32 protein-coding genes and 1 tRNA gene are annotated in these 24805 nt (G+C 64.6%); 23 read left to right on the top strand and 10 right to left on the bottom strand.

The genetic code is table 11. From position 1 onward, the window contains the following. The first annotated feature begins 4 nt into the window (after positions 1-4). Both KIH45_RS09830 and KIH45_RS09825 read left to right on the top strand, forming a co-directional pair. Positions 5-307, top strand: a complete 303-nt coding sequence (locus KIH45_RS09830; RefSeq protein ID WP_213175835.1) for a putative quinol monooxygenase — start codon at positions 5-7, stop codon at positions 305-307. A 2-nt stretch (positions 308-309) separates the two neighbouring features. After that, the gene (locus KIH45_RS09825; RefSeq protein WP_213175834.1) at positions 310-606 is read left to right on the top strand and encodes a putative quinol monooxygenase; all 297 of its coding nucleotides are present in this window, start codon (positions 310-312) and stop codon (positions 604-606) included. Positions 607-609: 3 nt separating this feature from the next. Here the strand turns inward: KIH45_RS09825 and KIH45_RS09820 are convergent, their stop codons facing one another. After that, a complete protein-coding gene (locus KIH45_RS09820) occupies positions 610-1158 on the bottom strand; it encodes a GNAT family N-acetyltransferase (RefSeq protein WP_213175833.1) in 549 nt (182 codons plus the stop codon). After that, entirely contained in the window at positions 1155-1787 is a 633-nt protein-coding gene (locus KIH45_RS09815) for a prolyl hydroxylase family protein (RefSeq protein WP_213175832.1), read from the bottom strand. Before KIH45_RS09815 ends, KIH45_RS09820 begins: the two co-directional genes overlap by 4 nt. A 78-nt stretch (positions 1788-1865) precedes the next feature. On the opposite strand from KIH45_RS09815, the gene KIH45_RS09810 reads away from it, so the two are divergent. From KIH45_RS09810 to KIH45_RS09735, 16 genes are all read left to right on the top strand, one after another. Next, positions 1866-2357, top strand: coding sequence for a GspH/FimT family pseudopilin (locus tag KIH45_RS09810; protein WP_213176098.1), 492 nt, complete (start codon positions 1866-1868; stop codon positions 2355-2357). 2 nt (positions 2358-2359) lie between these two features. Further along, the gene (gene gspI / locus KIH45_RS09805) at positions 2360-2737 is read left to right on the top strand and encodes a type II secretion system minor pseudopilin GspI (protein ID WP_213175831.1); all 378 of its coding nucleotides are present in this window, start codon (positions 2360-2362) and stop codon (positions 2735-2737) included. Continuing rightward, positions 2734-3318, top strand: a complete 585-nt coding sequence (gene gspJ, locus KIH45_RS09800) for a type II secretion system minor pseudopilin GspJ (RefSeq protein WP_213175830.1) — start codon at positions 2734-2736, stop codon at positions 3316-3318. The genes gspI and gspJ overlap by 4 nt, the downstream gene beginning before the upstream one ends. After that, on the top strand, positions 3315-4313 hold the full coding sequence (gspK, locus tag KIH45_RS09795; protein WP_213175829.1) for a type II secretion system minor pseudopilin GspK: 999 nt from the start codon (positions 3315-3317) through the stop codon (positions 4311-4313). Before gspJ ends, gspK begins: the two co-directional genes overlap by 4 nt. Positions 4314-4482: 169 nt before the next feature. Then, positions 4483-4559 (top strand) — tRNA-His (locus KIH45_RS09790). Positions 4560-4629: 70 nt separating this feature from the next. Beyond that, complete coding sequence (locus KIH45_RS09785; RefSeq protein WP_213175828.1) at positions 4630-5688, top strand: Glu/Leu/Phe/Val family dehydrogenase; 1059 nt, start codon at positions 4630-4632, stop codon at positions 5686-5688. A 108-nt stretch (positions 5689-5796) separates the two neighbouring features. Next, positions 5797-6555: a heme ABC transporter permease CcmC gene (ccmC, locus tag KIH45_RS09780; protein ID WP_213175827.1), complete on the top strand. Its 759-nt coding sequence runs from the start codon at positions 5797-5799 to the stop codon at positions 6553-6555. After that, a complete protein-coding gene (locus KIH45_RS09775; protein WP_213175826.1) occupies positions 6552-6695 on the top strand; it encodes a hypothetical protein in 144 nt (47 codons plus the stop codon). The genes ccmC and KIH45_RS09775 overlap by 4 nt, the downstream gene beginning before the upstream one ends. Further along, positions 6692-7156, top strand: a complete 465-nt coding sequence (gene ccmE / locus KIH45_RS09770; RefSeq protein ID WP_213175825.1) for a cytochrome c maturation protein CcmE — start codon at positions 6692-6694, stop codon at positions 7154-7156. The genes KIH45_RS09775 and ccmE overlap by 4 nt, the downstream gene beginning before the upstream one ends. After that, the gene (locus KIH45_RS09765; RefSeq protein WP_213175824.1) at positions 7153-9135 is read left to right on the top strand and encodes a heme lyase CcmF/NrfE family subunit; all 1983 of its coding nucleotides are present in this window, start codon (positions 7153-7155) and stop codon (positions 9133-9135) included. Before ccmE ends, KIH45_RS09765 begins: the two co-directional genes overlap by 4 nt. Continuing rightward, complete coding sequence (locus KIH45_RS09760) at positions 9132-9692, top strand: DsbE family thiol:disulfide interchange protein (protein WP_213175823.1); 561 nt, start codon at positions 9132-9134, stop codon at positions 9690-9692. Before KIH45_RS09765 ends, KIH45_RS09760 begins: the two co-directional genes overlap by 4 nt. 35 nt (positions 9693-9727) lie before the next feature. Further along, complete coding sequence (locus KIH45_RS09755; RefSeq protein WP_213176097.1) at positions 9728-10117, top strand: cytochrome c-type biogenesis protein; 390 nt, start codon at positions 9728-9730, stop codon at positions 10115-10117. Continuing rightward, a complete protein-coding gene (locus tag KIH45_RS09750; protein ID WP_213175822.1) occupies positions 10117-10845 on the top strand; it encodes a tetratricopeptide repeat protein in 729 nt (242 codons plus the stop codon). The genes KIH45_RS09755 and KIH45_RS09750 overlap by 1 nt, the downstream gene beginning before the upstream one ends. Before the next feature lie 106 nt (positions 10846-10951). Then, positions 10952-12853 carry a potassium transporter Kup gene (locus KIH45_RS09745; protein ID WP_213175821.1) on the top strand — a complete coding sequence of 634 codons (1902 nt, stop codon included), beginning with the start codon at positions 10952-10954 and terminating at the stop codon, positions 12851-12853. A gap of 21 nt (positions 12854-12874) precedes the next feature. Then, positions 12875-13201: a hypothetical protein gene (locus KIH45_RS09740; RefSeq protein WP_213175820.1), complete on the top strand. Its 327-nt coding sequence runs from the start codon at positions 12875-12877 to the stop codon at positions 13199-13201. Next, positions 13194-13442, top strand: coding sequence for a hypothetical protein (locus KIH45_RS09735; protein WP_213175819.1), 249 nt, complete (start codon positions 13194-13196; stop codon positions 13440-13442). Before KIH45_RS09740 ends, KIH45_RS09735 begins: the two co-directional genes overlap by 8 nt. 30 nt (positions 13443-13472) lie before the next feature. Here the strand turns inward: KIH45_RS09735 and KIH45_RS09730 are convergent, their stop codons facing one another. The 7 genes from KIH45_RS09730 to KIH45_RS09700 all read right to left on the bottom strand — a co-directional run bounded on the left by KIH45_RS09730 (position 13473) and on the right by KIH45_RS09700 (position 19956). Beyond that, positions 13473-13742, bottom strand: coding sequence for a DUF1294 domain-containing protein (locus tag KIH45_RS09730; protein WP_213175818.1), 270 nt, complete (start codon positions 13740-13742; stop codon positions 13473-13475). A 264-nt stretch (positions 13743-14006) separates the two neighbouring features. After that, positions 14007-14582, bottom strand: a complete 576-nt coding sequence (locus tag KIH45_RS09725; protein ID WP_213175817.1) for a hypothetical protein — start codon at positions 14580-14582, stop codon at positions 14007-14009. Between the two features lie 11 nt (positions 14583-14593). Then, on the bottom strand, positions 14594-15259 hold the full coding sequence (locus tag KIH45_RS09720) for an inner membrane-spanning protein YciB (protein ID WP_213175816.1): 666 nt from the start codon (positions 15257-15259) through the stop codon (positions 14594-14596). Further along, positions 15259-16179 (bottom strand): signal recognition particle-docking protein FtsY, encoded by a 921-nt coding sequence (gene ftsY / locus KIH45_RS09715; RefSeq protein WP_213175815.1) that lies wholly within the window; start codon positions 16177-16179, stop codon positions 15259-15261. The genes KIH45_RS09720 and ftsY overlap by 1 nt, the downstream gene beginning before the upstream one ends. After that, positions 16176-17399, bottom strand: coding sequence for a MiaB/RimO family radical SAM methylthiotransferase (locus KIH45_RS09710; protein WP_213175814.1), 1224 nt, complete (start codon positions 17397-17399; stop codon positions 16176-16178). The genes ftsY and KIH45_RS09710 overlap by 4 nt, the downstream gene beginning before the upstream one ends. Next, positions 17396-18217, bottom strand: a complete 822-nt coding sequence (gene dapF, locus KIH45_RS09705; protein ID WP_213175813.1) for a diaminopimelate epimerase — start codon at positions 18215-18217, stop codon at positions 17396-17398. Before dapF ends, KIH45_RS09710 begins: the two co-directional genes overlap by 4 nt. Positions 18218-18279: 62 nt before the next feature. Then, positions 18280-19956, bottom strand: coding sequence for a putative bifunctional diguanylate cyclase/phosphodiesterase (locus tag KIH45_RS09700; RefSeq protein WP_213175812.1), 1677 nt, complete (start codon positions 19954-19956; stop codon positions 18280-18282). A gap of 310 nt (positions 19957-20266) precedes the next feature. Between KIH45_RS09700 and ffh the strand changes: the two genes are divergently transcribed. From ffh to rimM, 3 genes are read left to right on the top strand one after another with little or no spacing between them, the layout of a single operon-like run. Beyond that, positions 20267-21751, top strand: a complete 1485-nt coding sequence (ffh, locus tag KIH45_RS09695) for a signal recognition particle protein (protein WP_213175811.1) — start codon at positions 20267-20269, stop codon at positions 21749-21751. 57 nt (positions 21752-21808) lie between these two features. After that, positions 21809-22273, top strand: coding sequence for a 30S ribosomal protein S16 (rpsP, locus tag KIH45_RS09690; RefSeq protein WP_213175810.1), 465 nt, complete (start codon positions 21809-21811; stop codon positions 22271-22273). A gap of 8 nt (positions 22274-22281) precedes the next feature. After that, complete coding sequence (gene rimM / locus KIH45_RS09685) at positions 22282-22821, top strand: ribosome maturation factor RimM (protein WP_213175809.1); 540 nt, start codon at positions 22282-22284, stop codon at positions 22819-22821. A 13-nt stretch (positions 22822-22834) separates the two neighbouring features. On the opposite strand, the gene KIH45_RS09680 is transcribed toward rimM, so the two are convergent. Further along, positions 22835-23755, bottom strand: a complete 921-nt coding sequence (locus KIH45_RS09680; RefSeq protein ID WP_213175808.1) for an NAD(P)/FAD-dependent oxidoreductase — start codon at positions 23753-23755, stop codon at positions 22835-22837. Between the two features lie 125 nt (positions 23756-23880). On the opposite strand from KIH45_RS09680, the gene KIH45_RS09675 reads away from it, so the two are divergent. Together KIH45_RS09675 and KIH45_RS09670 are read left to right on the top strand one after the other, a co-directional pair. Further along, complete coding sequence (locus KIH45_RS09675) at positions 23881-24249, top strand: hypothetical protein (protein ID WP_213175807.1); 369 nt, start codon at positions 23881-23883, stop codon at positions 24247-24249. A gap of 4 nt (positions 24250-24253) precedes the next feature. Then, positions 24254-24796, top strand: coding sequence for a glycine-rich domain-containing protein (locus tag KIH45_RS09670; RefSeq protein WP_213175806.1), 543 nt, complete (start codon positions 24254-24256; stop codon positions 24794-24796). Positions 24797-24805: the final 9 nt, after the last annotated feature.

Raw genomic sequence — 24805 nt, 5'->3', positions numbered from 1 at the left:
GCACATGGCATATACTTTTCTGTCCCGCTTCAAGGTGCGGGACGACAAGCAGGACGAATTTATCGATCTTGCCCGCAAAATGGAAAAGCAGGCTCCGGATGAACCGGGCACGCTGCACTTCCAGTTCTTCCGGCTGGGCGATCCGGGCATGTTCGCAGTGCTGGAAAGCTTCGTCGACGAAGCGGCGGACAAGGCGCACATGGAATATGCGCAGAACAAGCCGCTGATCGACGGCATGATCGCGTGCATGGACGGCAGCTACGAACGCGAGCTGCTGTTCGACCTTGGTCGCCATCCGGAGGGCTGAGGATGTCCGCGAAAAGCTTTATCGCCGTCCTGAAGACGAAGCCCGAAAAGCGCGAAGAAATGATCGCGCTCCAGGCCGAACTCAAAGGCCTCGTCTTTCAGCATGAGCCCGATGCGCAGGTCTATGAGTTCCTGCAATCGGACGACGATCCCGACACGTTCAATGTCGTCGCCACGTTCAAGGACGATGCGGCCTTCGAAAAGCACATGGCGATCGACTTCCACGACCGGCTGGTTCCGCCGATCCTCGAATGCCTGTCGGAAGACATGCAGCTCAGCTTCTTCCGCTCGCTCGGTTGACGATCAGGTTGCGCTCGCCTCCCACTCGGGGGCGAGCACGGCCATAGTGTAGCTGTCGATCCACTCGCCTTCCCAGTAAAGGGCATCGCGGCGCGTGCCTTCCAGCGTGTAGCCGACCTTTTCGTAAGCGCGGATTGCGCGCGGATTGAAGGCATAGACGCCAAGCTCGATGCGGTGCAGGTCGACTTCCTCGATCCCGAACTTTGTCATCAGGCGCATCGCCTCTGTGCCAAGGCCGGTATTGCGGGCCGAAGGCTCCCAGATAACGATGCGGATATTGGCCGAACAATTGTCCCAGTCGATCTCGTTCAAGACGACTTCGCCGACCATCTTTCCATCGACCTCGATCGCATAGTCCCAGCGGTCTTCGGCTGCCGCGACCATCGCGCAGTGCTTTTCGACGCGCTTCGCGGTGAAAATCTCGTGCGTGCCAGTAAGTCGGTTCGATTCCTCGTCCTCCAGCCCTGCGAACATTGCCTCCGCATCATCGGCCGTGACGGCTCTTAGTGTGATCCTCTCTCCGTGAAGGACCGGTTTTCCCGGGTTTCTCATTTCCACTCCTTTTCACGGTACCACTGCGTGATGACGTATTTGGTTCCCTTGCGGACCTTCATCCCGTGATGGAGCGTGGCTGGATTGGGGCGACCGTCGGGGCGCATGTTGTTCCAGCACACCAGCCGTCCCGCATCGGGCTGGAACGTCTTGTTCACGGACTTGAACCGCGTCGCGCCGCCCGCGTCGGGTTCGTTGAGGTAGACCATGAAGGTCCAGGTGCGCTGTCCGGCGACTGCGCAGAACTTTTGATAATCCGCGCCCGAAGGCTCGAAATAATCGGTGTGGTTCTTGAACTCCTGCCCCACGGCATAGCGCTGCCCCTGCGAGGGTTCGGCGTAGGCAAGGTCGATGCCGGACACTTGCGTGAACAGGTCGCGAAGGCGGCGCACGACGTCGGCAGCAGGCGGCAGATCGCAAGTCTCGCTGGTCCGGAAATAGTCGTCGCCGTTCGGGTCCGCGATGGTCGATGGGCGGCGGTTCGCGTCGATCAGGTCCATCAGCTCGGCACGCATGTCGTCAGGCACGAAGTCGCGCACGGTGAACAGCTCGACCTTGGGGGAAGGGACGCGCTGCATCCCGGGCCAGGTGCTGACGTGGGCGGCGACCGATTGTCCGAAATCCTGCATGCACCAGCATCTAGGATATGCCCGCCCGCGCGCCAAGCTTGCAGGCGCATCGCGGCTGGCGCATAGGCTTGGCCCGTCATGACGCGCCGCCAAACCGTTCCTGCAAGCCGCATGAAACCCAACGGTTTCTCGCTGGTCGAGCTCATGGTCGTGCTTTTCGTCATCGCGCTGATGGCAGGGGCCGCCGTTCTTGCCATGCCCAGCGGCGTAGGCGACTTGCGGCGCGAGGCGGAAAAGTTTGCTGCCCGCACCATCGCCGCGCGGAACGAGGCGATCTCGACTTCCGCATCGGTCTCAACCGTCGTCGGTCCGGCAGGCTATTATTTCGAACGCCGCGTCGACGGGCGCTGGACCCCGCTCGACGGCAAGTCGCTGACCGCGACCGACTGGGGTAAGGACACGCGGGCCGCCATCGCGGGGCAGGGCGACAATGCGCCAGCCAATCGCCGCGTGATCTTCGACCCGCTCGGCCTTGCGAGCGAGGACTTGCGCGTCACGCTGTCACATGACGGCAATGCGATGGTCGTAACCGTGCGCCGCAACGGCGAGGTCGCCGTTTCCGGAACATGAGCATGAAACGGCGCGCAAACGGCTTTACCCTGATCGAGCTGCTCGTCGCGCTGGCGATCTTCGCGATCGCAGGCCTGACGCTGATGCGGATGGAAGGCGCCTCGATCGCGCGCACGGCAGACCTTGAACAGCGGCTTCTGCGCGAAGTGACGGCGCAGAACCTCGCCGCCGAATGGCTGACCGACCCGTTGCCGCCCGCACTGGGCGACGAGGACGGCATGGTCGAGAATGCGGGCCGCCAGTTCCAGTGGTCGCGCATGGTCGAAGCGCCGCCCGAATTTCCCGGCACGATCCGCATCGTCCTGTCCTTGCGCGAGGTAACGCCGGGTCGCGAATCGAGTGCGGTGACGTACGAATTCCTGCGGGTCGCGCCGTCGTGAAGCGCAACGGTTTCACGCTTGTAGAGATGCTCGTCGCACTCGTCGTCTTTGCGGTGATCGCGGGCGGCGCGCTCGCCATGTTGCGCTTTTCGGTCGATGCCGAGATTTCGGGCCGCAACGCCACCGAACGCATCGCCGACCAGCGCCGTTTCCTCGCGGTCTGGACCGCCGATCTCGCACAAGCCGCCGCCCGCCCCGCGCGCGAGGAAGGCGGCGCGATCGTGCCCGCGATGGAGCAGGGCCGCAGCGGCGCATTGCTCGACCTCACGCGCAGCGGCTGGGACAATCCGGCTGGCGAACCGCGCCCCTCAATCCAGCGGGTCAGCTGGCGTGTCGATGGTGACCGGCTCGTCCGTATCGGCCTGCCGTTCCCCGATGGTGCTCAGCCGCCAGAAGCCTCGCCAATGGCCCGCGTCTCGGGTGTGCCGCGCCTGAGATTCCGCGCGCCGCAGGGCAACTGGCTCGACAGGTGGGAGCCGGAAAGCGCGACCGACCTGCCGACGGCGGTCGAACTGCTCCTGCCGCAACAGGACGGCACGACCTTGCGCGTCGTCGCCCTTGTCGGGGCGAACTACCAGTGAGGCGGGGGCTCAATCGCTGGATGCGCGCGAAAGAGCGCGGGGCGGCGCTGCTCTCGGTCCTGCTGCTTGTCGCGGTCATGGCGGTGATCGCGGCGGTCATGCTCGAACGGTTGAACCTTGCCACGCGGCTTGCGGTCAATTCGCAGGCTATGGCGCAGGCGCGGCTCTATGCCTTCAGCGCGGAATCGATCGTCGCTTCGCGGCTGGGCCAGCTTGTCGCCATCGACCGCAGCCGCACGATTGATCCCGGCGGAATGCTCGACCGCGAAACGCCGCTGCCGCTGGCACGCGGCATGGTGACGGTACGCGTGCGCGATGCGGGCAACTGCTTCAACGTGAACTCGCTGGTTTCCGGAGAGGGGGAGCGCACGCGCCTCAACCTCACCGCGCTCGAACAGTTTCGCCGGCTCATGGACAGCCTCGAAGTGCCGCCCGACGCCGCCGTGGTCATTTCCGATTCGGTCGCCGACTGGATCGACGCGGACCAGGAGCCGCAAGTGAATGGGGCCGAAGACGCCTATTATCAGCAGCTTGCCGTCCCCTATCGCACCGCGGGCCGCCGTATCGTGGACCTGTCGGAACTGCGTGCGGTGCGCGGCATGGAAGAACCGATCTACCAGCGCCTACGCCCGTGGCTCTGCGCCTTGCCGGGCGGGGAAGGTGCAAAGATCAACCTCAATACCCTGCGTTCCGATCAGGCCCGCCTTGTCGCGGCGCTGACGCCCGGAACGCTTGGCGTGGAACAGGTTCGCGCGCTTCTCGAACAGCGGCCCGCCACCGGCTGGGGCACGGTCAACCAAGCAGTCGGACCGCTCGCCAATGCGGGCGCGCCGTTCGGTCCGGTGCAGCTTCGCCAGCTTGCCGTGACCTCGCGCTGGTTCGAGGCGCGATTCGTTGTCCGGGTCGATTCGATAGTGCTCGAAGAACGTGCAATTATCGACGCGGGGCTCGAACCGTCGCGCGTAGTTGCGCGAAGCTGGGGCGAGGCAAATTAGGCCTGCGTAATTTTATTGCGTTTCGCGTTCGATCATACGTTTTTTGCTTCCCTTCTCGAACGGCTTGTGCAACAGGCGCAGCCCGCCGCCGATAGCGCTTGACGCGAACGTGCAGCAGTGAAAACAGGCCTCTTCCGCTCGCCATCCGGCGGGCGTTTCAAGGCTCGTGGCGACCGTAGCTCAGTTGGTTAGAGCGCCGGTTTGTGGTACCGGAGGTCGGGGGTTCGAGACCCCTCGGTCGCCCCAGTCTTCACTGCCGGAACGGGGGTGAAATCCACATCATCCGTTCCCGTACGAAGAGGCGGCGAACACTCGCATGTGGAATAACCCGGCGTTCGACGATCACGAAAAGATCACCCTTGTCCATGACCGCAAGAGCGGGCTTCGCGCCATTATCGCGACCCACTCGACCCACCTCGGCCCTTCGGCCGGCGGCACCCGGTTCTGGCACTATGCCGACACGAAGGCCGCGCTGACTGACGCGCTGCGCCTGTCGCAGGGGATGAGTTACAAGAACGCGCTGGCCGGGCTTCCCATGGGCGGCGGCAAGGCCGTCATCCTCGCCGACGAGAACCGCACCAAGACTGACGAGATGATGCTCGCTTTCGGCGATGCCATTGAGCAGCTGGGCGGTCAGTACGTCACGGCAGAAGACGTCGGCATTACCGAAGCGGACATGGCGCTCGTCAACCGCCGCACCAATTTCGTGACCGGCCTGCCGGCCAAGGGCGATGAGCCCGCTGTCGGCTCGGACCCCGGCCCGTTTACCTCGCACGGCATTTTCCTCGGCGTAAAGCAGGCGGTGAAGCACAAGCTCGGCAAGGACAGCGTTGCAGGCGTGCACGTTGCGCTGCAGGGCGTGGGCAGCGTCGGTTCGGGCCTTGCCCGCCACCTCGCCAAGGAAGGCGCGAAGCTGACGCTGGCCGATGTGAACGCGGAACGCGCGGCACAGCTTGCCGCGGAACTGGGCGGCACCAGCGTTGCGGCCGACGAGATCATGACTGTCCCTTGCGACGTCTTCAGCCCCAACGCGCTTGGCGCGGTCCTGACGCCGGAAAGCATCGCGGCGCTCGACTGCCTGATCGTTGCCGGCGGGGCGAACAACCAGCTTGCCACCGCCGACGAAGGCGATCTTCTGGCCAAGCGCGGCATTCTCTTCGCGCCCGACTACGTCATCAACGCAGGTGGAATCATCTCGGTCGCGGTCGAATACCTGTCGCGCGACGGGTCGGTGCCCGCGACGTTCGACGAAGTGAACGCCCGCATCGCACAGATCCCGGGCCGGCTCGAACAGATCTGGCAGGAAAGCGATGCCACCGGCGTTGCCTCCAACCGGGTCGCGGATGCCATGGCGCGCAAGGCGATCGGGCGCTGATCCCGCGCATTTTGCGACGAAATCTCGTCCATTAGGACAAGCGCGGCGAGTCTTGCTCTTGAAGCAAGCCGCCGCCGCTGCCAAAGCGGTGCGCGAAAGCCAAAGACTATGCACGGTTTCGCCAATCCCGCCCGTTTCCTGCGCCTAGCGCGCTGGATGACCCCGCTTCTGCTGGTGTCCGGGCTCGTGCTTGTCGCGGGCGCGCTCGCCTGGGGGCTGTTCTACGCACCGGCGGACCGCCTCATGGGCGAGACGGTGCGCATTCTCTACATTCATGTGCCCAGCGCATGGCTCGGCATGGGCGGCTGGACGACGATCGCGATCGCCTCGCTGGTCGAACTCGTATGGCGGCACCCGCTGGCGACCATCGCGGCCCGCGCCGCTGCGCTTCCGGGCGCTGTCTTTACCGCGATCTGTCTTGCCACCGGTTCGATCTGGGGCCGCCCGACATGGGGGACGTGGTGGGTCTGGGATGGGCGGCTGACCTCGATGCTGGTCCTGCTGTTTCTCTATTTTGCCTACCTCGCGCTCGCCAGTGCGGCGCAGAAGGATGGTATCGGCGCGGGCAGCCGTGTGACCGCGATCTTCGGCCTTGTCGGCGCGATCAACGTGCCGATCATCAACCGCTCGGTCGTCTGGTGGAACTCGCTGCACCAGCCGGCGAGCATCACGATGGGCAAGTCGGCGATCGATCCGGCATTTCTGTGGCCGCTGCTGATCTGCGCGCTGGGCTTCTCGCTGCTGTTCGGCGGGGTGGTGCTGGCGCGGATGCGCGCGATCCTTGCCAATTTCCAGGCCGAAGCCCGCCTGCGCCGCCGCGCCATGGCTAGTGAGGCGCTGGCATCGGTGGAAGGAGCCACGGCATGAACGAAGGTCTCGACCACTGGCCATTCGTGATCGCGGCCTATTCGATCGGCATCGGCGGCACGCTGGCAATGGTGGTGTGGAGCTGGCTCTCCATGCGCCGGGCAGAGGCCCGTAGGGACGCAGCCAAGGGACGCAAATGAGCACAGCCTTGAAGCCCAAGCACCAGCGCCTCGTGCTGGTCATCCTCGCGCTCGTCGTGCTGATCGGCGCGGCGCTGCTCGCCATTTGGGGCCTGCGCGGTCAGGCGAGCTATTTTTACGTGCCGAGCGATATCGCATCCGATCCGCCCGAACCAGGCCGCGCGGTGCGCCTTGGCGGCATGGTGCAGGAAGGCTCGATCCAGACGCTGGCCGACGGGGTGACCGTCACATTCGTCGTCGGGGACGGAGAGGCGACCGTGCCCGTGCGCTACACCGGCATCACACCCGACCTGTTCGTCGAAGGCTCGGGCGTCGTGGCCGATGGCCGCCTTGCCGCCGACGGGACTTTCGTGGCCGACAGCCTGCTGGCCAAGCATGACGAGAATTACATGCCGCGCGAACTCGAAGATATGAGCGAGGCGCAGGCCAAGGCCGTCGTCGCGGAAACGACCGCGAAATGATCGCGGAAGCCGGCCTCGCGCTCCTGTGGTTCGCCGCAGCGCTCGCCCTCTTGCAGCTTTTCGCCAGCGTCATGACGCTGGTTGCGGGACAGAGCGAGGCGGAGCTGGGCGATGTCGTCCGCCCCGCCGCGATCATGCAGGGGCCGCTCGTCGCGCTCTCGTTCCTGATGCTGATGTGGCTGTTCATCCGCACCGACCTGTCGGTGCTCTTGGTGGCCAGCAATTCACACAGCGCCAAGCCATTCATCTTCAAGCTAGCGGGCACATGGGGCAATCACGAAGGCTCGATGCTGCTGTGGGTCACGGTCATGGCGCTGTCGGGCTCACTCGTCGCGCTGGTGGAGCGCCGGTTGCCCGAACGCACGATGATCGCGACGCTGGCGGCACAGGCATTCGTAAGCCTCGGCTTCTATGCCTTCCTGCTGTTCTCCTCGAACCCGTTCGAACGTCTGCCGACCCCGGTGCCCGAAGGTAACGGTCTCAACCCGTTGCTGCAGGACATCGGCCTCGCGTTCCATCCGCCCACGCTCTACATCGGCTATGTCGGCCTGTCGGTCGCATTTTCGTTCGCGGTCGGCGCGCTGCTGACCCGCGAGGTTGGCCCTGCCTTTGCCCGCGCCATGCGGCCGTGGGTATTGGGCAGCTGGATCTTCCTCACCATCGGCATCACCGCAGGGTCCTACTGGGCCTATTACGAGCTGGGCTGGGGCGGCTGGTGGTTCTGGGACCCGGTCGAGAACGCCTCGCTCATGCCGTGGCTGGCCGCGACCGCGCTGCTGCATTCGGCCTCGGTACTCGCCTCGCGCGATGCGCTGCGGACATGGACGATCATGCTGGGCGTCGTGGCGTTTTCCATGTCGATGGTCGGCACGTTCCTCGTGCGTTCGGGCATCCTTACCTCTGTTCATGCCTTCGCGGTCGATCCCGAACGCGGCAGTTTCATCCTTGCTCTGCTCGCTATCTATATCGGCGGGGCGCTAGCCCTGTTCGGCGCGCGCGCCAGCACCGTGAACGAGGGCAAGCAGTTCAGCCTTGTCAGCCGCGAAGCCGGGTTGGTCTTCAATAACGTGGCGCTCTCCGCCATCCTCGGCATCGTCCTTCTCGGCACCCTCTACCCGCTGCTGACCGAGGCGTTCGACACCAAGGTCTCGGTCGGCCCGCCCTATTTTAATCCGGTGGGCGCTTTCTTCGCGATCCCGATGATCGTGGTCATGGCGGTTGGACCGCTGCTGCGCTGGCGGCGCGACAGCTTCGACCGCATTGCCAAGGCACTGATCCTGCCTGCCGTACTGACCGTAGGCGTGATCGTCGGCGCCGTGGTGTTGGCACCGGGTATCGGCATCTTGCCGCTTCTCGGCCTTGCTCTGTCCATCGGGCTCGGCATCGCCAGCCTGCTGCCGCTTCTGGGTCGCAACCTGCTGCGCACGCCGCTGGCGACTTGGGGCATGGTCGTCGGCCACTTCGGCCTTGCCGTCGCGCTGTTCGGCATGGCGAGCGAGAGTGCGTTCTCGACCGAAAAGCTGGTCGCGGCAGAGATTGGCGATACCGTCGAAGTCGGTCCATGGTCGATCGAACTGGCGGGTATCGAACCGGTTGCAGGCCCCAACTGGACCGCGATCGAGGCGAACATGATCGCGCGTTACAAGGGCGGTCATCCGGTCAGCCTTCACCCGCAATCGCGCAACTTTACTCAGCCCCCCATGACGACGAGCGAGTCTGCCCTGTCGACGCGCTGGAACGGTCAGCTTTACGCGGTCGTCGGCGAAGAGGGGGGCGACGGACGTTGGCAGCTTCGCCTGTGGTGGAAACCGTTTGTGCCGCTGATCTGGTTCGGCGGACTTATCGTGGCTTTGGGCGGCGCGCTGGCGCTGCTTGGCCGCGTGCTCGGCGACATTCGCAAGGCGCATCAGGTCCGCCGCATTGCCGAGCGGCGTGAAGACAATCCGTTGGGCGACGCCATGCCGGAGCCTGCGGAGTGAGCGCGCCTGACAAGAAGCCGGGCAAGCGCTGGGCGATCTGGCTTCCGCTGGTCTTGTTCGGCGGGTTCTTCGTGCTTGTCATGAACGGGCTGATGCGCCCCGCCGATCGCGACATCGAAAGCGCGATGGTCGGCAAGACACTACCCGAATTCACGCTGGTCGCAGGTTCTCCGGAACGGCCCGGGATCGCCACGGAAGACTTCCGCAAGGGCGATGTTCGCCTGCTCAACATCTTTGCCAGCTGGTGCGTCCCTTGCGCGGCAGAAGCTCCGCAACTCGACCAGATCGCCCGCGCGGGCGTGCCCATCGATGGCGTCGCCATCCGCGACCGGGAGCAGGACATCGCCCGCTTTCTCGCACGCTATGGCAATCCTTTCGCCACGATCGGCAAGGACGACATCAGCGAAGTGCAGCTTGGCATCGGATCGTCCGGCGTGCCCGAGACTTTCGTGATCGATGGCACCGGCACGATCCGCTATCAGCATATCGGCCCGATCATGGAGCGTGACGTGCAGACAATCCTTGCCGAAGTGAAGAAAGCCGAGGCGCCGTTGTGAGCCGCGTCCTCACTTTCCTCGCGCTCGTCGCCGCGATGCTTGCCGTACCTGTCGCCGCGCAGGACCAGCTACCGCCTGCGCCTTACGCCTACCGCCAGTTGGAAGATCCGGCGCAGGAGCAGAAGGCGCAGGACCTGATGGAAACGCTGCGCTGCCTCAAGTGCCAGAGCCAGTCGATCGCCGACTCCGATGCCTCTATGGCAGGCGACATGCGCAATCAGGTGCGCCTGCGCATCAAGGCGGGCGAGGACCCTGAAGCGATCCGGGCATGGCTGGTCGAACGCTATGGCGAGTATGTCAGCTACAAGCCTGAACTGACCACGCTGACCTGGCCGCTGTTTGCAGCGCCGCTGGTCCTGCTGCTTCTGGCGCTGCTGCTCCTGCGCAAGCGGTTCACGAGGCGTTTGCCGGAAGGAGACGAGTGATGGGCTGGGCAATTGCCATCGGGCTTGCGGTCGTCACGTTCGTCGTCCTGCTGTTCGTCGTCAAACTACCGCGCGGTGGGCGCGAATTTGCCGCAGCCGCGCTGCTGATCGGCCTGTCGGGATACGCGCTGCAGGGTTCTCCCACCGAAGCCGGTTCGCCGACCCCTCCGCGGGAGAGCGAGGAGATGGGACAGGCCGCGCTGATCGAGGCGCGTCAGGCGATGGCCAATGAATTTGGCGAGGGGCGCAATCTCCTCATTACCGCCGATGCGCTGGCGCGGCGCGGCCAATTCGCGACGGCGGCGGGCATCCTGAAGGGCGCTGTCCGCAAGACGCCGAACGATCCCGATCTCTGGGTCGCGCTTGGCAATGCGCTTGTCGGGCACACAGGCGGCATCATCACGCCGGCCTCGCTCTATGCCTTCCAGCGTGCCGCCGACATCGCGCCCGATCACCCCGGGCCGCCGTTCTTCACCGGCCTTGCGCTCGCCCAGTCGGGGCAGTTCGAAGAGGCCCGCGCGATCTGGCAGGAACTGATGGACCGCCCCGGCGACCCGGACGAGGCATGGCGCGCCGATCTTGCCGCCCGCATCGAACGACTCGACGCGATCATCGCCATGCAGTCGGGCCAGGGCATGCCCGCAGCAGGCGGAGAAATGCCGTCAGGGCCTGTTCCGGTGGAGCAGGAAACGGCGGATTCCGTAGCGTCCGACGGTCCCGCTTCGTGACGGTTCGCCACCTTTTCTTGCAGGTGCGAAGAACCGCTGCTAATCGCCTGCCCCCGTTGGCCTGTCGGTTTGGATCCGTGGCCGCCACAAGGGACGACAACCGGGCATGAGCCACTCCGCATCCGGAGAAGACGGACGCCTCAGCGCCAAGACGAAGCTCGCCGTCGGGGCGATCGGCATCGTCTTCGGCGACATCGGCACCAGCCCGCTCTACGCGTTCCGCGAGACGTTCGTCGGTCCGCATCCGCTTACGCTCGACCGGCTGCACGTGCTTGGCGTGGTCAGCCTGATCTTCTGGTCGATGACGCTGGTCGTCGCGATCCAGTACGTCACCATCCTCATGCGCGCCGACAACAAGGGGCAGGGCGGTAGCCTTGCCCTTGTCGCGCTGATTTCCAGCCACATCGGGCGATCCCGATACGGCTGGATGGCCGTTCTTCTGGGCGTTTTCGCGACTTCGCTGTTCTACGGCGACTCCATGATCACGCCCGCCATTTCGGTCTTGTCCGCGGTCGAAGGATTAACCGTGGTGGAGGCCGGGCTGAAACCGCTCGTCATACCGATCGCGATCGTCCTGCTGGTCCTGTTGTTCTTCTTGCAGAAGCGCGGAACGGCGAAAGTGGGCGCTTTGTTCGGGCCGGTGATGATCGTCTATTTCACGACGATCGCAACGCTGGGCATCATCCAGATCTTCGTTCACCCGGAAATCCTCTACGCGCTGAACCCCTGGTACGCGGTGCAGTTTTTCCTCGTCGACAAGACACTGGCGTTCCTTGCGCTGGGGTCGGTCGTCCTTGCCGTGACGGGTTCCGAAGCACTCTATTCCGACATGGGCCACTTCGGCCGCGGCCCGATGCGTCTGTCGTGGTTTGCCTTCGTCATGCCGTGCCTGCTGCTCAACTATTTCGGGCAGGGCGCGATGGTGATCAGCCTGACCGGCGCCGACGCGGCAGAGGCTATTCAGAACCCCTTCTTCATCATGGCACCCGAAGTGCTGCGCCTGCCGCTGGTGATCCTGGCGACCTGCGCGACCTTCATCGCCAGCCAGGCCGTGATTTCCGGTGCGTTCTCCATCACGCATCAGGCCATGCAACTGGGCTTCATTCCGCGTCTTTCGATCCGCCATACGAGCGAGAGCGAGGCGGGCCAGATCTACATCCCGTCGGTCAACTGGGCGCTGCTGGTCGCGGTGCTGATCCTGGTGCTGACCTTCCAGAATTCGTCCAACCTTGCGAGCGCATACGGCATCGCGGTGACGGGCGCGGTGACGATCGACACGCTGCTCATGGCCGTCCTGTTCGTGGGCGTGTGGAAGTGGCGCTGGTGGTACGCAGCCCCCGTCGTCCTCCTGTTCCTGATCGTGGACGGAGCATACTTCGCGGCGAACCTCACCAAGGTGGCCGATGGCGGCTGGTTCCCCCTGCTGGTCGGCGCGATCGTCTTCACCTTGCTGACGACGTGGGCCAAGGGCCGCAAGCTCATGCGTGAGCGCATGACCGAGGTTGCCCTCCCGATCGAGATCTTCGCCAAGAGCGCGGCCAATTCGGCCACCCGCGTGCCCGGCACGGCGATCTTCATGGCGTCGAGCACGGCGGGCGTTCCGTCCGCGCTGTTGCACAACATCAAGCACAACAAGGTGTTGCACGAACGTGTCGTCATCCTGACGGTCGACATCGCCGAGGAACCTTACGTCGATCCGGCGAAGCGGGTGAACATCACCGATCTTGGCGACGGGTTCTTCCGCATGGTGCTGCGCTACGGCTTCATGGAAGAGACCGACGTTCCGGCCGCGCTGAAGCAGATCGAGAATTGCGGCGGCATGTTCGACATGATGCAGACCAGCTTCTTCCTGTCGCGCCAGACCCTGTTGCCCAGCGAAAAGCCCGCCATGATGCTGTGGCGCGAGAAGATCTTCAGCTGGATGCTGCGTAACGCGGCAACCGCGATGGAATTCTTCCGCCTGCCCACGAACCGCGTCGTCGAACTGGGCTCGCAGGTCAGGATCTGACCTGCCGGGAAGAGCGTCCTGATGGCTGAGCGCAGGCCTACGGTCTACGAAGTCGGCAAGGCCCACATGATCGGTGGGATCGTCAGCGGCATCTTCATTGTCTGGGGCATCCCCCTGCTCGCCACAGTGGCCGGCATGGAAGGCAGCGGCTGGCTCGACTGGATCGTCCTGCCGCTGCTGTTCGTGTGGGTGGTGATATTCGGTGTTCGCAGCCTGATGATTGTCTGCCCGAATTGCGGGAAGTCGATCTTCCAGCGCGGGATCTGGAGCGTGTTCTGGCCGGCGAAGACCTGTTCGCGCTGCGGCATTGATCTTACGACAGCGACAGGAAAGGACCGTGATGCCTAGAACCCTGCCGTTTCTTGCGATCGCCGCCGCCCTGACGCTGGCCGCCTGTTCCAGCGAGGCGAAGCGGCAGGCGGACGAATACACGATCATGCGCCGCTCCAACGCGAACAGCGTGGAGCTTTGCGAAAAGGCGAAGGCAATCGCGAAACTCTACGCCGAGGAAGAGAATGATCGGCAGTTCGAGCGGTGGGACCAGATCGCCTATGTCCACTGCCTGGACGTGGAACTTGGCATCATGTGAACGCGCGGGTCAGATCGCCGCGTACAGGGATCAGCCCAGCATGAACCAGCCGATCAGACCGCCTGCCTGCAGCACCGCGATGACCTGAAGATATGTCGAGAACGGCTCCTTGCGCGTCTTGTGGCGAAAGACCTTTCTGGCCAGCAGCGCGCCCGGTGATCCGCCGATCAGGGCAAGGCCTAGCAGATGCCCTTCCGGCACGCGCCAGCCGCCATTCACGGCGCGCGTCTTGTCATGCCAGAACTGGCCGACGGTCCAGACATTCACCGCCAGAAGATAGAGCGCGATCTTTGCGAACATGGCGACGCCTCTACCGGCAAAATGGTGAATCAGGCGTGTGCAAGGCCACTTGCCGTGGGTGACAAAGGTGACACGGTGTCACCCACTGCAAAGATGCGAAAACATCAGGACCTGCGCGGCTTTGCGCTGCCGCGAGACAGGGTGACAGGTTGCTTGCGAAAAGCGGGGGCCGACGATGGCAAAGAACGGCGCCATGATGACGACGCGCTGCCAAGTAGGACAATGGTTTGTTGCTGAACCGGCCGCGCTACGGGTGCCGAATCATCAGGTGCCCGGGGCCGCGAACTTCCGGTTGGCCTCATAGGCCTCGACCTCGAGCGGCATGTCCGAATGGCCATGTTCGAGGAGCTGCGGCACGTATTCGCGCGCATAGGCGCCGAAGCTGGCGCTGCGTTCGATCTGCATGACATGGACCAGTTCGTGCGCGAGGGCGGGGCGGTCCATGGTGAAGCCGTTGCGGATCCAGATGGTGTAGCCGAACGCCTGCGCATTGTTGATCACGCCGGGGCCGATGAAGCCCATGCTTCCGCCAACCGCCCGCATTTCGGGGTCTTCCACCGGGAACGGCACCACGTCGGCATAGACCAGCCGGACCTTTTCCGGATGCTGGATGCCAACCGCCTTGGCCAGATCAAGCTGTTCGGCGGTGAGCGGCGTGCCGCGCTCCTGTCCCTCAGCTTCGATGGTTTCCGCCCACGCGACGTATTTCGTGAGGAAGTCTGAGAGGGGATCGGCCTGTTCGGCAGAGGCGAATGCGCCGCCGCCCGTTACCAGCGCCGCGCCCATCACTGCGCCCGCAACCACCGCTCGCAGTCCGGCGGCGCCCAGATACTTCATCATTTCGTGATCCCTCAAGCCGGCGGATGTTCCGTTACGGCTTCTTCTTCCTCTTCCTTGCCCAGCCCTTCGCGCAGCATCATCGGAAGCTGGGTGAAGGTGAACAGGAACGACAGCGGCAGGAAGACCCAGAGCTTGGCGGCAAGCCATGCATCGAAGCTGAGCATGGCGCGCAGGACTTCGTTCAGCAGCGCAAGCGCTATGAAATAGAAGCCCCAGTTGCGCGACAGCTTCATCCAGCCGGTGTCGGAAAGCCCCTCGAACGCGGCGTCGAGCAGGTATTTCAAAAGCGCCTTGCCGCGCCACACGCCGACCAGCAGCGCAATGGCAAAGACGACATAGATGATCGTCGGCTTCACCTGTACGAAGACCGGGTCCTGAAACAGGATGGTCAGCCCGCCGAAGAACACGATCAGCGCGGTCGAGAGCATGAGCATGGGCGTCACGTGGCCCAGCTTCCACTTCGACACGGCGACCGCGATGACGGCGGCGGCGATGAAGGCGCCGGTGCCTTTGACGATGGCCAGAACCTCGCCCACCGCGTTGCCATCTTCCGAAGGGCTGAACCACTTATAGACGAGAAAGAAGACGAGCAGCGGCCCGTAGTCGATCGCGATGTTGAGCCAGCCGCTTTTCGGCTTCGGCTTGGCGGCGGGTGGGGTTTCAGGTGTGTCGTTCATCATGCCACTCCCGCGATGACGCGCGCGACGAGGTCGGGGTCGAAGGGGCGAAGGTCGTCGATCTTCTCGCCCACGCCGATGGCATGGATGGGAAGGCCGTACTGTTCCGCCGCCGCGACGAGAACACCGCCGCGTGCCGTGCCGTCGAGCTTCGTCATGACGAGGCCGGTAACACCCGCGACTTCCTTGAACACGTCGATCTGTTGCAGCGCGTTCTGCCCATTCGTCGCGTCGAGGACGAGGACGACATCGTGCGGCGCTTCAGAATTGAGACGGCCGAGGACTTTGCGGATCTTGGTCAGCTCGTCCATCAGCTCGCGCTTGTTCTGCAGGCGTCCGGCGGTATCGACGATGAGCGCGTCGCTGCCCTTGTCGGTCGCGGCTTTCACGCCGTCGAACACGACGGAAGCAGGGTCGCCGCCTTCGGGGCCGGTAACGACGGGCACGCCCAGCCGGTCGGCCCAGACCTTGAGCTGCCCGATGGCGGCGGCGCGGAAGGTATCGCCGGCTGCCAGCATGACCGAGTAGTCGTCTTCCTGGAACAGGTGTGCCAGCTTTGCGATCGTCGTCGTCTTGCCGCTGCCGTTGACGCCGATGACCAGCACGACGTGCGGGCGCGGGAAGGCGGTGACCTCAAGCGGCTTTGCCACGGGGCGCAGGATCTCGGCGATTTCTTCGGCGACGGCCTCGGAAATGGCACGCTCGTCCGCGCCGCGTTCGAAGCGGCGTTCGGCCACGGCATCGCGGATACGCATGGCGGCGCGCGGGCCGAGGTCCGACATGATGAGCGCGTCTTCCAGCTCGTCCAGCTGGTCATCGGTGAGCTTCGTATTGCCCCCGATGCCCGACAGGTTGCCGGACAACCTCTCGCTCGTCTTGCGGAAACCACCGAAAAGCCGGTCGGACCAGCTCTCGCTCATAGACTTTCTCCGATTAGCAGTCCGTCCTCGACGCGGTCGATCCGCATGGGGACGAGTGCGCCACCGCGCACCCCTTGGGGCAGGCGGACGGGCGCGAAATTGGGGGCGTGGCCGGTGCCGTCGTTCTCGCCCAGCACTTCGAACGTGCTGCTGACGAGCGAGCCGAGCCAGTCGGCGCGGGCCTTGGTGACGGCGGCGCGCAAGTCAGCGGCGCGGGCCTTGATCGTGGCGGTGTCCACTTGCGGCATCAGGGCAGCGGGCGTGCCGGGGCGCGGGCTGAACGGGAAGACGTGGCCGTGGACGACCGCGCAATCGCGGATCACCGAAAGGTTCGCCTGATGCATCGCCTCGTCCTCGGTCGGGAAGCCGGCGATGAGGTCTGCGCCGATGGCGATTTCGGGACGGCGGGCCTTGAGGCGGGTGACGAGGTCGATCGCATCGCGCCGCGAATGGCGGCGCTTCATGCGCTTCAGGATCAGGTCGTGCCCGTGCTGAAGCGAGAGGTGGAGATGCGGCATGACCCGCGCCTCGCCTGCGAAAAGTTCTTCCAGTTCGCCGTCGATCTCCGCCCCGTCGATGGAGGACATGCGGATGCGGTGAAGCTGCGGAAAGGCGCGCAGGACTTCGCCGACGAGCGCGCCCAGTTGCGGCGAGCCGGGCAGGTCGTGGCCCCAGCTTGTCACGTCGACGCCGGTCAGCACGACTTCGCGGGTGCCTTGGTCGAGGTGCATCTCGATCTCGGACAGGACCTGCGGGACGGTGAGCGAGCGGCTCTCGCCCCGACCCTGGGGGATGACGCAGAAGGTGCAGGAATGATCACAACCATTCTGCACCGCGATGAAAGCGCGGGTGCGGGCGGTCGCCTCGGTGCTGGTGCCCTGATGGACCTTTACCGGCGGCAGGGCGGCGGCGTTGTGGCCCGCGTTCCAGCTTTGCGGGGCCAGCTTGTCGGTGTTGGGCACCAGCGCGTCGACTTCGGGCATGGCCGAAAACTGCTCACGCTCAATATCGGCGGCGCATCCGGTGACGAGCAGCCGCGCATCGGGGCGGCGGCGGCGCAAGCGGCGGATGGCGCGGCGGGTCTGGCGCACGGCCTCTTCGGTCACGGCGCAGGAATTGACGACGACGGTATCGCTGCGCTCACCCAGCATGGCGCGGATGCGGTCGCTCTCCGCCGCGTTGAGGCGGCAGCCTAATGTGATGACCTCGGCCGCGCTCAAGCGTAGTCGCCCCAGTCGAACGATCCGGTGTAGCTGACCGTCGCGGGGCCGGTCATGGTGATGCGGTTATCTGCGCCCCATGCGATCACCAGCGAACCGCCGGGCAGGGTCACGGTAACCTCGCGATCCACCAGCCCGCGCCGCATGGCCGCGATTGCCGTGGCGCAGGCGCCGGTGCCGCAGGCCCGCGTGATGCCCGCGCCGCGTTCCCAGACACGCAAGGTGATCGCATCGCGCGCGGTAACGGCAGCGACATTGACGTTCACGCGCTCGGGGAAAATCGGGTCGTTCTCGATGACCGGGCCGATGGAGGCGAGGTCGATCGCATAGGCATCGTCGACGAAGAACACCGCGTGCGGGTTGCCGACATTGACCGCAACCGGATTTTCCAGTTCGCCATCGTCGATCGGCCAGCCGACCGGCATAGCCAGCGTGTCCATCGCATAGCCCAGGGGAATCACGTCCCAGTCGAAGCGCGGTTCGCCCATGTCGACCGCGATGCCGCGTTCGTCGGGGCGGGCGACAATCGTGCCGCCCAGCGTTTCGAGACTGACTTCGCCGCCGATCAGCAGGCCGACCGCGCGGGTCGCGTTGCCGCAGGCTTCTACCTCTCCGCCGTCGGAATTGAAAATCCGCATCCGCCAGTCGGCGTTCTGGCTCGGCTCGATCAGGACAAGCTGGTCGCACCCGATGCCGGTGTGCCTGTCGGCCAGCGCCGCCACGACATCGCGGGTCAGCGGCGGCAGCGCATGGTCGCGCGCGTCCAGCACGACGAAGTCGTTGCCCAGGCCATGCATCTTGGTGAAGGCGATCCGCATGGGCCGCATCTATGCACCCGCGCGCGATGCGTCCAGTGCTACGGGCCGGTAATTAGGGGCGATCAGGCCGCCGGATCGGCAGCGCGAGCCGCCACGACGTCGCTTGCGGGCGTGTCGTTGGCCGCCGTGTCGGCCGCAAGGCGTGCCTCGCTCTTCAGCCGGTTGCGCACCTGTTCGGCGGTTTCGGGCTTGCCGTAGAAGTAACCCTGGCCCTTGAACGTGCCGATCCGGCGCAGCGAATCGCGCAAGGTCTCGGTCTCGATCCCCTCGGCCGTGACGGGCAGGTTCATGCCTTCGCCAATCGACGCGATGGTCGAGATGACGTTGGCCGTATCCTCTGCACGGGCAAGGCGGCCGATGAACTGGCGGTCGATCTTGATGCGGTCGAAGGGCAGGGCGCGAAGCTGGGCCAGCGTCGCATAGCCTACGCCGAAATCGTCGAGGCTGATCGACACGCCCTGGTTCTTGAGGCTGGTCACCATCGAACGCACGAGACCGATGTTCTCGTTCAGGCACATCTCGGTGATTTCGATTTCCAGCCGTTCGGCGGGGAAGCGGGCCTCTGCCATCAGCTTCAGCAAGCGCTGCGCAAACCAAGGGTCGCGCATCTGCACCGGCGAGATATTGACCGACAGCGTCAGGCGCGGGTCCCAGTCTCGCGCATCGCGCAGGGCCTGCGCGATCACGCTTTCGGACAGTTCGGCAATAACGCCCAGTTCTTCTGCCACCGGAATGAACCGGTCGGGCGTGACGAGGCCCAGTCGCGGGCTCTGCCAGCGGGCCAGCATTTCGAAACCGGTCAGCTCGCCCGTCTCGACATCGACCTGCTGTTCGTAGAAAGGCACGAATTCGCCGCGCGCGATGCCGGCAAGAATGCCGTTTTCCAGTTCTGCGCGCAGGCGAAGTTCGCGCTCCATCTTCGCCTCGAACCAGTCGTAGCGGTTCCGCCCGCTCTTCTTGGCGTGGTACATGGCCATGTCGGCCATGTGCAGCATCTCTTCGGCCGGTTTCTCGCACGGATCGGGCAGCGCGGTGCTGCAGGCGATGCCGACGGAAAGGCTGATTGCCAGTTCGCCGCCTGCGACTTCGAAAGGCTGGCGTCCGGCCGAAATGATGGCCGAGGCAATGCGATCGATCATCGCGGGTTCGCGCGGGTCGTAGCACATGACGCAGGCGAACTCGTCTCCGCCCAGACGCGCCAGCTTGGCATCCGCAGGCAGGACTTCGCGCACACGCTTGGCCATCGTGATCAGCATCGTGTCGCCGGCGCGGTGACCGTTGAGGTCGTTGATCTGCTTGAAATGATCGAGGTCGAGCATGATGAACGCGACCGCGCAGTCCTTCGAGGAAGTCTGGCAGACCTGCTTTATGAGGCGGTCGACCTCCGGCACCATCGAACGGCGGTTTAGCGATCCGGTCAGCGGGTCGGTAAAGGCGAGCTCGCGCGCCTCTTCCTCTGCCTCGCGCCGTTCGCGCACTTCCTTCATCAACTCGTTATAACGGCGCCACCCGAAGATCACGAGCGCGGCGTTAAGCAGGAGCGCGCTGACCATGTAGCCTGCGGGCCCGTCGCCCGTGCCCAGCATGACGCGGAACGTTCCGGGAAGGACCGCGCCTGCGTGGCCGACGAACATGATAAGGGCCGCAACGATGATGCCTAGCGCAACGACATCGCGTTCTGCGGGAAGCTTCACCTTGCTTCCCTTTTTCTTCTCAAGCCCGTGGGGGGACTCGTCCATCTGCGACCGTGCTCCTGGGTTGAGCCGAGATAGGCTCTGCCGCTACGGTTACCGACGCCCTCTAAACATCGCGTTAAATCTCGCCTAGCGCATGGGTCTGGCGCCTGTGCCTTGCCAGCAGCGCGCTCGCTATGTATGTGGCGCCACGCAGACCGGCCCGATTTGTGTCGGAATGGCCTGTGAAAATCATGTTCCGTGACTGTAACGCGGTACGCTGGTCGGCGAGGTTTCGCCCACCGGCGTTTTTCGCGTTTAGCCCGGTTTTGAAGTGTTTGGCGCCGATTTTCGCGGCGCGCATGAGGAGAATTCGATGTTCGACAGCCTGTCAGACCGGCTCGGTAACGTCTTCGATTCGCTGCGCGGTCGCGGAGCGCTGAAGGAGGACGATGTCCGCGCCGCGATGCGCGAAGTTCGCATCGCCCTTCTGGAAGCCGACGTGGCCCTGCCGGTCGTGCGCCGGTTTATCGACAAGGTTACCGAGGCCGCGATCGGCCAGGAAGTCCTGCGCTCGGTCACGCCGGGTCAGCAGGTCGTCAAGATCGTCAACGACGCGCTTGTCGAAATGCTGGGCGGCGAAGACGGCGACGGTGCCGCCGCTGCCAAGCTGGACCTTGAGGCCAAGCCGCCGGTCGTGATCATGATGGTCGGCCTTCAGGGTTCGGGTAAGACGACCAGCACCGCGAAGATCGCAAAGCGGCTGAAGGAGACCGAGGGCAAGAAGGTCATGATGGCCTCGCTCGACGTCAATCGTCCCGCCGCGCAGGAACAGCTTGCCGTTCTGGGCGAACAGGCCGGTGTCGCGACGCTGCCGATCATCGCCGGGCAGCAGCCGGTCGACATCGCCAACCGCGCGATCTCTGCGGCCAAGCTGCAGAGCTTCGACGTCCTGATGCTCGACACCGCGGGCCGCCTGCACGTCGATGAAGCGCTGATGGCCGAGATGAAGGCGGTTGCCTCTGTCTCTACCCCCAAGGAAGTGTTGCTCGTCGTCGACTCGCTGACGGGTCAGGACGCGGTCAACGTCGCGCAGTCGTTCACCGGCGAAGTGCCGCTGACCGGCGTTGTGCTGACCCGTATGGACGGCGATGCGCGTGGCGGTGCGGCGCTGTCGATGCGTGCGGTTACGGGCAAGCCGATCAAGTTTGCCGGCACGGGCGAAAAGCTCGACGCGATCGAGCCGTTCGTGCCCTCGCGCGTTGCCAACCGCATCCTCGGCATGGGCGACATCGTCTCCATGGTCGAAAAGGCGGCCGCGACGGTCAAGGAAGAGGACGCCGAACGCCTCGCCAAGAAGATGGCGTCGGGCAAGTTCGACCTCGACGATCTGCGTATGCAGTTGCAGCAGATGACCAAGATGGGCGGTCTGGGCATGATCGCGCAGATGATGCCGGGCATGAAGAAGGCCAAGCAGGCGATGCAGTCGTCGGGCATGGACGACCGCGTGCTGCTGCGCATGGACGCGATCATCTCCTCGATGACGCCGAAGGAACGCGCCAACCCCGCGCTGCTGAATGCCAAGCGCAAGAAGCGCGTCGCGGCAGGTTCGGGTACGCAGGTTCAGGATGTAAACAAGGTGCTGAAGATGCACCAGGAAATGGCCAAGGCCATGAAGCAGATCAAGAAGATGGGCGGGCTGAAGGGCCTTGGCGCCCTGTTCGGCAAGGGCGGCCTCGATGCTGCCATGCCGGGACTTGGCGGCGGCATGGGCGGCGGTGCCGGTGGCGGCATGCCCGGCCTTGGCGGCGGCGCTGGCGGGCTTCCGCCGGATCTCGCCAACCTGCTGAACAAGAAATGATTTTCACGAACACTTTGAATTTGAACGAATACGAATTGAACGAAAGGTAACTGACCAATGGCTATTGCAATCCGTCTCTCGCGCGGTGGCGCGAAGAAGCGCCCCTACTACCGCATCGTTGTCGCCGACAGCCGCAGCCCGCGCGACGGCAAGTATCTGGAGCAGGTTGGCATCTACAACCCGCTGCTCGCCAAGGACGATGAAAAGCGCGTCCAGCTGACGGAAGACCGCGTCCGCTACTGGCTGGGCGTTGGCGCGCAGCCGACCGATCGTGTCCACCGCTTCCTCGATGCCGCCGGCATCCTTGAGCGTGCGGCCAAGAACAACCCGAAGAAGGCCGAGCCGGGCGAAAAGGCCAAGGAACGCGCCGAAGAAAAGGCCGAGAAGGCTCGCGAAGCTGAAGAAGCTGCCAAGGCTGCTGAAGAAGAAGCCAACGCACCGGCTGAAGAAGAAGCAACCGAAGAAGCTGCTGCTGAAGAAGCTCCGGCCGAGGAAGCTTCGGAAGAAAAGACCGAAGGCTAATCCCTTCCATGTCGGACAAGCCCGCCACGCCCGCGCCAAATACGCCTGGGCCGATCACCCTGGCGGCGATCACCGGCGCGCATGGCGTGACGGGCGAAGTCCGGCTGAAGCTTTTCGGAGAAGGCGTGGAATCCCTGAAGGGGTTCCGCGCCTTCGGAATTTCGGGGAAGGGCGAAACGCTCACCCCCAAGAAGGTCCGCGACGATGGCAAGGGCGGCGCGATCGCCCGCTTTGCCGAAGTGGCTGACCGCAATGCGGCCGAAGCGCTGCGCGGCAGCCTGCTGACCGTGCCGCGCGATGCCCTGCCTGCGCTGGCAGAGGGCGAATATTACCACGCTGACCTGCTCGGCCTAGCCGCCGTCGCCGAAGACGGCACCCCGCTCGGCACCGTTATCGCGGTCGAGAACTACGGCGCGGGCGACGTGATCGAGATCGAACGGCCCGAAGGCAGCAAACCGCGCACCTTCATGGTGCCGATGCATACCGATGCCGTCAGCGGCTGGGACAATGCCCGGCTGACCGTTACCTCCGACTTCGCCGAACCCTGAGCCGGACGCGCCATTAACGGCGCAGCGGCCTTTCCTCGGCAAGCAGGTTGCGGATGCGGGTGGCGGCGACGCCTGCCTGCCCCATAGCGTGGCTGATCTGATCCAGCCCGATGACGACGTCCCCTGCCGCGAAGATGCCCGGTACGTTCGTCTGCAAGTGATCGTCGACCGCGATGCAACCGTCATCGCTCGTTTCCGCACCCGCCATTGCGGCAAGTTCTGAACGCACGTCGCTGCCCATTGCGGGATAGACGCTATCGAACGCCATCCGGCCCTTGGCGGTGTCGAAGGCCAATTGCTCGCCCTCTATCGAAAAGCCTCCGCACGGTCCTGGGACATGCGCGATTCCGGCATCGGCCAGCTTGTTACGGCACGTGTCGTCGAGATCGTGATCGCCATGCGGGCTGACCAGCGTGATGTCGGCGGTAAAGCCGCGCAGGAACATCGCCTCTGCTGTGCCGTGGTCGCCGGTGCCGATTACGGCGACGCGCTTGTCGGTCACTTCGTATCCGTCGCAGACCGGGCAATAGCGCAGCAAGCCCTTTGACAGCGCCTCGTCATGCAGGGGGCGGGATAGGGTGTCGGGATACCGATTCACCACGCCTGTCGCCAGCAGTACGGTCCGCGCGCGCCATGTGCCGCTGTCTGTTCGGACGACGAGCAGGTCATCCTTGCGCTCCAGCCTTTCGACTTTCCGGTCCTCGCGCAGCGCGCCGTATTTCGCGGCCTGCTCGCTCATCCTTTTAAGAAGATCGGTGCCCTTGATACCGTCGGGAAAGCCCGCGTGGTTGCGCGTGCAGGGGATCAGCGCGGCGCGGCTGCTGCCGCAGTCGAACAGCCGGATCGATAGGTGATAGCGCGCAAGATAGATCGCCGCGGTCAGCCCCGCAGGCCCTGCGCCGATGATGATGCAGTCGTCGATGTGTTCGCCCATGTGCGCCCAACGCGCGGCGGGGAGGTTCGGTGCCCGAAGGCGTTGTCCCGGTTCCAAAAGGCCTTGAGTGGGGCGTATTATTCAGATAATACACCTCGGCGCAGAAGACGTGGAGATTTGAAGTCATGTGGGTTGTCTTGTCGGTACTGGTCGGACTGTTCCTGATCACGGCGTTCTCGGGCGGGCTTGCGCTTTGCCTGCGGCTTCTGGCCCCCAACATGACGAAGCGCGCGCGCATCCTGACGGCAGGCGGCCTTGCGGGTTTTCTGCCGATGAGCATCGCTTTCGGCGGCTTCTTTTCGCAGGCGGCTGAGATGCTGGACGACGGGGGCAGCGACTTCGCATTGGCGCTGATGGCGCTCATCGTCACGCAGATCGTGCTCTGGGCCGTCTTCGCGCTGCCCGCGGCGTGGTGGGTGACCGAGAAGCTGGACCGCGAAGACAGCCAGCAGATGCTGGAAACCGACGAGGACACGCTCGCCATCGAGGGCTGATCGCTTGTTCGCGGACGATCCGCTTTGGCAGCGGCTGGCGGATTACCGCATCGGTCCGCCCGATGCCGAGTTTACCTTTGCCCAGCGGCTTGCCCGCGAAAACGGGTGGAGCGCGGACTATGCGGATCGCGTCGTCGAGGAATATCGCCGCTTCTGCTACCTCGCCATGTGCGCCGGGCACGAAGTCACGCCGTCCGACCAGGTCGACCAGGCCTGGCACCTGCACCTGACCTACAGCCGCGATTACTGGCAGCGTTTCTGCCCCGAAGTGCTCGAAAGCCCGCTGCACCACGGTCCCACCGCGGGCGGTCAGGAGGAGCGGGACCGGTACTACCGCCAATATGCCGAGACACTGGCCAGCTACGAACGGGTGTTCGGCGCTTCGCCCGCAGACATCTGGCCCGATGCGAACCGGCGGCTCTACGTCGATCCGCTGGCCCGCCGTGTCCTGACGCGCAATTACTGGATGGTGCCAAGGCGTGTGGGCATCGCGGTCATCGTTCTTGCGCTCGTCGCCATTAGCGTGATCATGATGCCGGGGATTTGAAGAGGGGGA

Source organism: Croceicoccus gelatinilyticus (genome assembly GCF_018398395.1).
Taxonomy (GTDB): domain Bacteria; phylum Pseudomonadota; class Alphaproteobacteria; order Sphingomonadales; family Sphingomonadaceae; genus Croceicoccus; species Croceicoccus gelatinilyticus.
This window is presented reverse-complemented; position numbering and strand designations above follow the sequence as displayed.

What these genes read in the sequence shown, in the direction of transcription:
- KIH45_RS09830 (WP_213175835.1), top strand. Translation starts at nt 5, where the DNA reads ATGGCATATACTTTTCTGTCCCGCTTCAAGGTGCGGGACGACAAGCAG.
- KIH45_RS09825 (WP_213175834.1), top strand. Translation starts at nt 310, where the DNA reads ATGTCCGCGAAAAGCTTTATCGCCGTCCTGAAGACGAAGCCCGAAAAG.
- KIH45_RS09820 (WP_213175833.1), bottom strand. Translation starts at nt 1,158, where the DNA reads ATGAGAAACCCGGGAAAACCGGTCCTTCACGGAGAGAGGATCACACTA.
- KIH45_RS09815 (WP_213175832.1), bottom strand. Translation starts at nt 1,787, where the DNA reads ATGCAGGATTTCGGACAATCGGTCGCCGCCCACGTCAGCACCTGGCCC.
- KIH45_RS09810 (WP_213176098.1), top strand. Translation starts at nt 1,866, where the DNA reads ATGACGCGCCGCCAAACCGTTCCTGCAAGCCGCATGAAACCCAACGGT.
- gspI (WP_213175831.1), top strand. Translation starts at nt 2,360, where the DNA reads ATGAAACGGCGCGCAAACGGCTTTACCCTGATCGAGCTGCTCGTCGCG.
- KIH45_RS09785 (WP_213175828.1), top strand. Translation starts at nt 4,630, where the DNA reads ATGTGGAATAACCCGGCGTTCGACGATCACGAAAAGATCACCCTTGTC.
- ccmC (WP_213175827.1), top strand. Translation starts at nt 5,797, where the DNA reads ATGCACGGTTTCGCCAATCCCGCCCGTTTCCTGCGCCTAGCGCGCTGG.
- KIH45_RS09775 (WP_213175826.1), top strand. Translation starts at nt 6,552, where the DNA reads ATGAACGAAGGTCTCGACCACTGGCCATTCGTGATCGCGGCCTATTCG.
- ccmE (WP_213175825.1), top strand. Translation starts at nt 6,692, where the DNA reads ATGAGCACAGCCTTGAAGCCCAAGCACCAGCGCCTCGTGCTGGTCATC.
- KIH45_RS09765 (WP_213175824.1), top strand. Translation starts at nt 7,153, where the DNA reads ATGATCGCGGAAGCCGGCCTCGCGCTCCTGTGGTTCGCCGCAGCGCTC.
- KIH45_RS09755 (WP_213176097.1), top strand. Translation starts at nt 9,728, where the DNA reads ATGCTTGCCGTACCTGTCGCCGCGCAGGACCAGCTACCGCCTGCGCCT.
- KIH45_RS09750 (WP_213175822.1), top strand. Translation starts at nt 10,117, where the DNA reads ATGGGCTGGGCAATTGCCATCGGGCTTGCGGTCGTCACGTTCGTCGTC.
- KIH45_RS09745 (WP_213175821.1), top strand. Translation starts at nt 10,952, where the DNA reads ATGAGCCACTCCGCATCCGGAGAAGACGGACGCCTCAGCGCCAAGACG.
- KIH45_RS09740 (WP_213175820.1), top strand. Translation starts at nt 12,875, where the DNA reads ATGGCTGAGCGCAGGCCTACGGTCTACGAAGTCGGCAAGGCCCACATG.
- KIH45_RS09735 (WP_213175819.1), top strand. Translation starts at nt 13,194, where the DNA reads ATGCCTAGAACCCTGCCGTTTCTTGCGATCGCCGCCGCCCTGACGCTG.
- KIH45_RS09730 (WP_213175818.1), bottom strand. Translation starts at nt 13,742, where the DNA reads ATGTTCGCAAAGATCGCGCTCTATCTTCTGGCGGTGAATGTCTGGACC.
- KIH45_RS09725 (WP_213175817.1), bottom strand. Translation starts at nt 14,582, where the DNA reads ATGATGAAGTATCTGGGCGCCGCCGGACTGCGAGCGGTGGTTGCGGGC.
- KIH45_RS09720 (WP_213175816.1), bottom strand. Translation starts at nt 15,259, where the DNA reads ATGAACGACACACCTGAAACCCCACCCGCCGCCAAGCCGAAGCCGAAA.
- ftsY (WP_213175815.1), bottom strand. Translation starts at nt 16,179, where the DNA reads ATGAGCGAGAGCTGGTCCGACCGGCTTTTCGGTGGTTTCCGCAAGACG.
- dapF (WP_213175813.1), bottom strand. Translation starts at nt 18,217, where the DNA reads ATGCGGATCGCCTTCACCAAGATGCATGGCCTGGGCAACGACTTCGTC.
- KIH45_RS09700 (WP_213175812.1), bottom strand. Translation starts at nt 19,956, where the DNA reads ATGGACGAGTCCCCCCACGGGCTTGAGAAGAAAAAGGGAAGCAAGGTG.
- ffh (WP_213175811.1), top strand. Translation starts at nt 20,267, where the DNA reads ATGTTCGACAGCCTGTCAGACCGGCTCGGTAACGTCTTCGATTCGCTG.
- rpsP (WP_213175810.1), top strand. Translation starts at nt 21,809, where the DNA reads ATGGCTATTGCAATCCGTCTCTCGCGCGGTGGCGCGAAGAAGCGCCCC.
- rimM (WP_213175809.1), top strand. Translation starts at nt 22,282, where the DNA reads ATGTCGGACAAGCCCGCCACGCCCGCGCCAAATACGCCTGGGCCGATC.
- KIH45_RS09680 (WP_213175808.1), bottom strand. Translation starts at nt 23,755, where the DNA reads ATGGGCGAACACATCGACGACTGCATCATCATCGGCGCAGGGCCTGCG.
- KIH45_RS09675 (WP_213175807.1), top strand. Translation starts at nt 23,881, where the DNA reads ATGTGGGTTGTCTTGTCGGTACTGGTCGGACTGTTCCTGATCACGGCG.